Origin of the sequence: Pseudomonas sp. W2-17, assembly GCF_041060445.1 — a bacterium.
Classification (GTDB): Bacteria; Pseudomonadota; Gammaproteobacteria; order Pseudomonadales; family Pseudomonadaceae; genus Aquipseudomonas.
On the sequence record NZ_JAUFNS010000021.1, the window covers coordinates 76,952 to 83,756 of the forward strand.

4 protein-coding genes and 1 pseudogene are annotated in these 6,805 nt (G+C 63.4%); 3 read left to right on the forward strand and 2 right to left on the reverse strand.

The window, feature by feature from the left end; translation table 11 throughout:
* Positions 1-47: 47 nt before the first annotated feature.
* Entirely contained in the window at positions 48-1,961 is a 1,914-nt protein-coding gene (locus tag QWI20_RS22260) for a bifunctional sugar phosphate isomerase/epimerase/4-hydroxyphenylpyruvate dioxygenase family protein (protein WP_369307254.1), read from the reverse strand.
* Between the two features lie 265 nt (positions 1,962-2,226).
* On the opposite strand from QWI20_RS22260, the gene QWI20_RS22265 reads away from it, so the two are divergent.
* Positions 2,227-3,504 (forward strand): MFS transporter, encoded by a 1,278-nt coding sequence (locus tag QWI20_RS22265; RefSeq protein ID WP_369307255.1) that lies wholly within the window; start codon positions 2,227-2,229, stop codon positions 3,502-3,504.
* Between the two features lie 11 nt (positions 3,505-3,515).
* Here the strand turns inward: QWI20_RS22265 and QWI20_RS22270 are convergent, their stop codons facing one another.
* Positions 3,516-4,403, reverse strand: a complete 888-nt coding sequence (locus QWI20_RS22270) for a DMT family transporter (protein WP_192173934.1) — start codon at positions 4,401-4,403, stop codon at positions 3,516-3,518.
* Between the two features lie 223 nt (positions 4,404-4,626).
* Between QWI20_RS22270 and QWI20_RS22275 the strand changes: the two are divergent.
* A pseudogene (locus QWI20_RS22275) lies at positions 4,627-5,538 on the forward strand (LysR family transcriptional regulator).
* Positions 5,539-5,831: 293 nt separating this feature from the next.
* Positions 5,832-6,596: a 2-keto-4-pentenoate hydratase gene (locus QWI20_RS22280; protein ID WP_369307256.1), complete on the forward strand. Its 765-nt coding sequence runs from the start codon at positions 5,832-5,834 to the stop codon at positions 6,594-6,596.
* Positions 6,597-6,805 lie beyond the last annotated feature (209 nt).

Here is a 6,805-nt window from a genome sequence, read left to right on the forward strand (position 1 = left end):
GCGCCTGTGCGTTACGGAAGTGGTGCGTGCCGATGCTTTATGGGTTATCAGCGCCGTGCCGAACCGCTGCGGGCCCTGGCCATTGCCGCCAGGCGCACCGCCGCATTCGCCTCGCCATACCCGGCATAACCCTTCTTGCGCTGGAGGATTTCAAACAATAAACGCCCCTCGAACGCCTCGGTGCAAGCGTGAAACAGCTCGCCACCGTCGGCGTCGCGGTCATACAGCACGTGGTGGTCGGCCAGTTTGCTGAGCAATGCGTCGTCGAAACCGAAGCGCGCCCCCAGGTCATCGTAGTAGTTCTGCGGAATGACCAGCCACGGCACGCCTGCCGCTTTGGCGCGGGCGACTTGGGCGAAGATGTCGTCACAGGCGAAGGCGATGTGATGAACGCCGGAGCCGCCGTAGCTCGACAGTGCGTGGGAGATTGCCGTGTTGCCGCGATCCGGCGTATTTAGCGACAGGCGTACGTTGCCGCAACGACTGCGTAACGCCCGGCTCCTCACCAGACCGTGAGGGTCAGGCAGCAGCTCGTCGGCATCGGCCACGAAATCCAGCACGCTTTTGTAGAACAGCACCCGGCTGTACAGGCTGTCGACCGGGAACGCCATGGCCACATGATCGATGCACTGCAAACGGCTTTGCGTCGGAGACTGCGGGCTCAGGATGAAGTCCCTGTCCCAGTTCGATTGACCAGGCAAGGCAGGCTCGACCAGGTAAATAAGGCTGCCGTCCGGCGCACGCAGCGCCGGGAGCTCCCGATCGTCAGGGCCCACCGGACCACTATAGATTTCGGCATTGAACTGACGCGCCCGCTCCAGCGCGTCAGCGCTGTTATTCACCCGCAACCCCATGGCGCGCAGCGACGGGCCGTGGGCTTCAAGAGAAGGGGCCGCGAAAGGCATTTGCGGTAGGGAAAAGCGCTCGGCGTTCAACACGATCTTGATATCGCCCTGCCCCAGTAAAGTCACGGCTTTGCTGGGGTGCTGACCCAGGGTGTCGAACCCCAAGCCATGCAGCCAGTTGCCCAGCCGCGCACCTTGGGCATCCTCCACGGCAAACTCGAGAAACTCGACGCCGTTGCAGGCGCTGGGCGCTGGCGGATGGAACAACAATGACGGCGGGACGGGTTGAGACTGCTGCTCCAGCAGTGCGCGGGTTTGCGCTTCCAGGTACAGCAACGAGCGCAGGCCGTCGGCGGCGTTGGCCCGAGTGGGCGCGGCGCGAAACACGTCGTTGAAAATCTCCAGCGACAGCGGGCCGGTGTAGCCGCTGCGCAAAATGGCCGAGAGAAAGCCGGGGCAATCGTACTCGCCCTGCCCCGGAAAACACCGGAAATGCCGGCTCCACTCCAGCACGCCCATGTTCAGCAGCGGCGCATCGGCCATCTGCACGAAGAAAATCTTGTCGCCGGGAATCTGCGCAATTCCGCTCGGATCGCCCTTGAGCGACAGCGTGTGGAAACTGTCGAGCAGCACGCCGAGGGCCGGATGGTCGACCTGGCGGACCAGATCCCAGACCTGCTGCCAGGTGTTGACGTGACGCCCCCATGCCAGCCCTTCATAACCCACGCGCAGCTGACGCGCCCCAGCCCGCTCGGCGATCGACCCAAGGTCATCGAGCAGCACGTCTCGCTCGCCCAGGGAATCGCTGGCGGTATTGCTGCACACCAGCATCAGGTCGGTGCCAAGTTCGTGCATCAGGTCAAATTTGCGTTCGGCACGGTCGAGGTTGCGCTGCAGGTGCTCGCGGCGACAGCCTTCGAAGTCGCTGAAAGGCTGAAACAGGGTGATGGCAATGCCCAGGTCCGCGCAGAGCTGGCGCACCTGGCGCGGACTGCCGTCGTAACAGAGCAGGTCGTTTTCGAAGATTTCAACACCGTCAAACCCTGCGGCGGCAATGGCTTCCAGCTTTTCCGGCAGGGTGCCGCTCAAGGAAACGGTGGCGATCGATCGCTGCATGCGGGGGTGGCTCCTGAATAATCACATGGCGCCCGGCACGACGATGGGGCTCGAACCGGGCGGTCGTTCATGGGATTATTCGCGCCGCTGCATGGGACATCAAATGAAATGAACCATACGGTTAGTTTTATGACGCTATGCAGGGCCAAGGCCCTGGCCGCGCGGACACCACCCTAACAATATCAAAACAGGCTTGATGCTCATGCGGTCCCCCTCTGCTTCTCCTGCCCCGGTCGCTTCCCGCCCTGCGCCTCAAAAAACCGGCATGAACGAGAAGATTCGCGGCGCCCTGGCCGTCGGCAAAACCCGGTGGGGCATGCTGGCACTGGTGTTCTTCGCCACCACTCTGAACTACATCGACCGCGCCGCACTCGGTGTGATGCAGCCCATCCTGGCGCAGCAAATGAGCTGGACGGCGATGGATTACGCCAATATCAACTTCTGGTTCCAGGTCGGTTACGCCATCGGTTTTCTGCTGCAGGGGCGTTTCATCGATCGGGTCGGCGTCAAGCGCGCGTTCTTTCTGGCGGTGCTGCTGTGGAGCGTTGCGACGGGCGCCCATGGCCTGGCCACTTCGGCAGCGGGCTTCATGGTCTGCCGGTTCATTCTCGGCCTGACCGAAGCAGCGAATTACCCGGCCTGCGTCAAGGTCACCCGGGTGTGGTTCCCGGCCGGTGAACGTGCCGTGGCCACCGGCATTTTCAACGCCGGCACCAACGTCGGTGCGATGGTCACGCCCGCCCTTTTGCCGCTGATCCTCACGGTGTGGGGCTGGCAGGCGGCGTTCATCTGCATGGGCGCGCTGGGGCTGGTCTGGGTCATCACCTGGCGGCTGGCGTATTTCAATCCACAGGAACATCCCACCGTGCGCGCCAGTGAGCGGGCCTACATCAACAGCGAGGCCGAGCCTGAGACCGAGACTGAGGCGGATAAAGTACCGCTCTCGCGGATCCTGAAGATGCGCGGCACCTGGGCCTTCGCCCTCGCCTACGCCCTCACCGCGCCGGTGTTCTGGTTCTATCTGTACTGGCTGCCGCCGTTTCTGAATCAGCAATACAACCTGGGCATCAGCGTGACGCAGATGGGCATTCCGCTGATGCTGATCTGGCTGACCGCCGATTTCGGCAGCATCGGCGGCGGCATTCTCTCCTCGTGGCTGATCGGCCGGGGCATGCGCCCGATGACCGCACGCTTGCTGTCGATGCTGATTTTTGCGATGACGATCATTGGCGTGGTGTTCGCCGCCAACGCCAGCGGTCTCTGGGTGGCCGTGCTGGCCATCGCCCTGGCGGTGGGTGCGCATCAGGCCTGGACGGCGAACATCTGGAGCCTGGTCATGGATTACACGCCCCGGCACATGATCAGCACGGTGTTCGGCTTCGGCGGCATGTGCGCGGCCATCGGCGGGATGTTCATGACGCAGATCGTCGGCGCCGTTCTGACCGCGACCCACAACAACTACAGCGTGCTGTTCACCCTGATCCCGGTGATGTACTTCATCGCGCTGATCTGGATGTACTTCATGGCGCCGCGCACATCATGAACCCGCTGTCGTCAGCCACCCTTTTTGCGCTGTTGCCACGCCGCCGCCAGGCCGCTGAGGCAGATGATCGCAATGCCGGCCTGGGCGACAAGGGACGGTGAGTGGTTGAAGACGATATAGCCCCACAGCCCGGCGAAGACGATCTGGCAGTAACCGAACGGCGCCAGCATGGCCGGCGCGGCGAAGCGGAAGGCCTGGGTCAGCATCAGGTGCGCGACCATGCCGCAGGTGCCCAGCGCCAGCATGAACGGAATGTGCTTCCACTCCGGCGACTGCCAGAAGAACGGCACGATGGCGCTCATCAACAGGCTGTTGAACAGCCCGGCGAAGAAGTTGCTGGTGGTCGGGCTGTCGTGGGCCGCGACCAGACGGGTCAGCAGCTGATAGCAGGCGAAACAGAACGCCGAGCCCAGCGGCAGTAACACCGCCGGCCGAAACAGCTCGCCGCCGGGATGCACAATGACCAGTACCCCGCTGAAGCCCACCAGCACAGCGATCCATTGCCCGCGGCTGACCGTCTCCTTGAGCAGCGGCACCGACAGCGCCGTGACCAGCAGCGGCGCGAGGAAGTTGACCGCCGTCGCCTCGGCGATCGGGATGAACATCAGGCCACTGGTGAACAACAGACTGGTGCCCAGCAGGCACACCGCGCGCAACGCCTGCAAGCCCGGGCGCTTGGTGCGCAATACGCGCAGGCCCGACGACGGCATGAAAATGCACGCCATCAGCCCGGTGTGCACCACATAGCGCACCCAGACCACCATCATGATCGGGTAGATGCCGGAGAGGTATTTGGACAGCGTGTCGTGACTGGAAAACAGAAAGGTCGCAAACAGGATCAGTGCGATGCCTTTCAATGGCTGGTTGACGCCGGAGAGTGGCGTGCTGGTGGTGCTCATCTGCGTTCCTTTGGCCTTGCGTGAATGCGGGTCTGTCCCTTGCCGTGTCGAGCGCCGGCCTTTCGTCGAGGAATCCAGTGTCAGCAAGAATATAGAAGGCGTCGCCGGAGCACCAAGCAAACATGACCGCCCGGGCGTTTTTCTGACTGTCTGGATCAGACCTTTCCGCTCGCCCGGATTTGCCGCAGACTGCCGCTCTCGTTGGCTCGAAAACGGACGCTCAGTGGACCGCATTCAGGAAATGACCCTTTTTGCCGCCGTCGCCGAAGGCCCCAGCTTCGCGGCGGTGTCGCGCAATCTGAACGTGTCCACGGCCACTGTCACCCGCGCCGTCGCGCAACTGGAAGCGCGGCTCGGCACGTTGCTGATCGTGCGCACCACCCGGCAGTTGCGCCTGACCGAAGCCGGCGTGCGCTTCGCCGACGACTGCCGGCGCCTGCTGGCCGATCTGCACGAAGCCGAAAGCGCCGCCGCCGGCATTCATGCCACGCCCCGCGGGTTGCTGACCATTACCGCGCCCCAAGTGTTCGGCGATTTGCACGTCACGCCGGTCATGACCGACTACCTGACCCGGCACCCGGAGGTGCAGATCCGCGGCCTGTTGATGGACCGGATTGCCGGCCAACTGGAAGAAGGCATCGACGTGTCGGTGCGCATCGGCGAGTTGCCCGACTCATCGATGACGGCGATACAGGTCGGTACCGTGCGGCGCATGGTCTGCGCCTCCCCCGCTTATCTCGCCGACCACGGCACGCCGCAGCATCCCCGCGAACTCATCGAGCGCGAAACCGTTTCCGTGATGATCACCGGCCGCAGCCCCGCATGGACCTTTCGCGTTGAAGGCCAGCACCAGGAAGTGAAAGTGCAGTCGCGGCTGTCGATGACGTCGTTCACTGCGTCCATTCATGCCGCCATTGATGGCTGGGGGCTGACCCAGGTGCCGTCCTATCAGATTCGCCGACACATGCAGGCGGGCACCTTGTGCGCCGTGCTCGAAGACTTCGAAGTCACGCCCATGCCGGTTTACGTGGTCTACGTCTAGGGGCGACGGGGGTCATCCAAGGTGCGCTCGTTCGTTGATTTCTGCGTGCAGCGTTTGCGCGCAGATCTCGATTACAGCGCCGGGCCGGGCTGATGCCGGGACACTCCCACACGTCCTGCACCCACCGAAAATCCTGAGCCGAGCCACCAACCTGTGGGAGTCGAGCTTGCTCGCGAAGACTTACGTTCAGTCCCAAAAAAGTGGCTGAATGCATCGACTTCTTGGTGAGCAAGGTGGAGCGCCACCCCGGTCACTCCCACCGGACACCCCTGTCTCTCCCTACCTACTGAAATAGGGTTAGAGTGGTCGCGCTGGCTCCGTCATCCTTCGCCACAGCAACAAAAGGAACGGGGCGATTTCCATCAATCACCTGAAGGAAGACCCGCGTGAATCCATCGTCTCACCCAGCGAACATTGCCGAATTGATCGTCGCCGCCATGGGCGCCGGTCAGAAAATCACTGACATCCGTCCTGAATACGTGCCCGCCGATGCGGCCAGTGCCTACGCCCTGCAGCGCGAGATTCTGCGTCTGCGCGACACAACCGTGGGCGGCTGGAAGGTCGGCGCCAAGTCGCCGACCGGGCCAATCAATGGCGCGCTGCTGCCGGACGACGGGATCTTCGCCAGCGGCAGCCAGGTTGAGTGCGTCGACTACCCTTCGCCGATTCTGGAGCTGGGGATCGCTTTTCGTCTTGGCCGCGAATTCACCCCTCGCGACGAGGCGTATTCGGATGAAGAAGTGCTGAGCAGCATCAAGACGATGGGCGCAACCATTGAAGTGGTGTCGAGCCGGTTCGCGGCCTGGCCGAAGATCGAACCGCTGCTGGCCTTGGGCGACCTGCTCAACCATGGGGCGTTGATCATCGGTGAATTTGTCGACTACGACGCCAGCTTTCCGTTTGTCGAGCCTGCGCTGAGCTTTACCTACGGTGACGAGGATATCGTGCCGGGGGATGGGGCGAATCCGGCGGGTGACCCTCGGCGTTTACTGCCGTGGCTGGTCAATCACCACACGCAGAACGGGTTGAGCGTGACGCCGGAGATGGTGATTACCACCGGTTCCTATACGGGCATGTACAAGACCCGCGGGCCGGGTCTGGCGGTTGGCGAGATTCGCGGGCTGCCACCGGTGTCGGTGGAGTTGATTTAGGTGCCTCGGTCGCCATTGGTGGGACCGGCTTCAGCCGGGAAGACGTCGGTGCATCCAACCTATCTTCAGCGCCAGTTACGGCCCCTTCCCGGGGGGTGGGGGGGGGGCGTTAATCCGGGGGGGGGGGGTGTTGGGGGGGGTCGGGGGGGGGGGGCGGACGCTGGGGGGGGGTGTGGGGTGGTGGGGCGCGGCGTGGGGGGGGCGCGCCG